The organism is Aquimarina megaterium XH134 (assembly GCF_000520975.1).
In the GTDB taxonomy this organism is placed as follows: Bacteria; Bacteroidota; Bacteroidia; order Flavobacteriales; family Flavobacteriaceae; genus Aquimarina; species Aquimarina megaterium.
In genome coordinates this window covers 1-577 of the sequence record NZ_JACB01000144.1, presented here as the reverse complement: position 1 = coordinate 577, position 577 = coordinate 1, and the positions used below count along the sequence as shown (strand labels likewise).

General features: G+C 32.2%; 1 protein-coding gene and 1 pseudogene. Both read left to right on the top strand.

The window, feature by feature from the left end:
* A partial coding sequence (locus tag Z053_RS29615) for a TlpA family protein disulfide reductase (RefSeq protein WP_035097308.1) occupies positions 1-285 on the top strand: 285 nt, incomplete at its 5' end.
* Between the two features lie 10 nt (positions 286-295).
* Positions 296-577: pseudogene (locus tag Z053_RS29610) on the top strand (TlpA family protein disulfide reductase); the annotation flags it as partial.

The window sequence follows — 577 nt, the reverse complement described above, 5'->3', positions numbered from 1 at the left end:
AAAATCGAAAAACAATATCACGATAAGAATATCGAATTTGTAAGTATTTCTATTGATAAAAAACCACAACACGGTGCCTGGAAAGCAATGGTGAAAGAAAAGGAATTAGGTGGAGTTCAATTATTTGCAGACAACAATTGGGGATCTCAATTTATTGTTGATTATGGAATAAGAGGAATCCCTAGATTTATCTTAATTGATCCCGAAGGTAAAATTGTAAGTGCAAGTGCACCAAGACCATCCGACCCTAAACTTGTAGAAGTTTTTAACGAGCTTAGTATTTAATATACACCCTATGAAAATCAAATCACTCCTTTGGGTATTAAGTTGCTTACTATGCTTAGCTGCTTGTAATAAAGAAAGTAAAATAGATTATGTGCTTTTCTCAGGAAAGGTAAATAATGTCGTAGAAAATGAGATTAGTGTATTTGGAAATGGTAATAATTTCAAGAAAACAATCTCAATTAATGAAGATGGTACATTCTCTGACACTTTAAAGATCGAATCCAAAGGTTCCTATTCTTTTATAATTGGTCGGCAAAGATCATATTTGCACTTAGATCATGGAGATCAATTA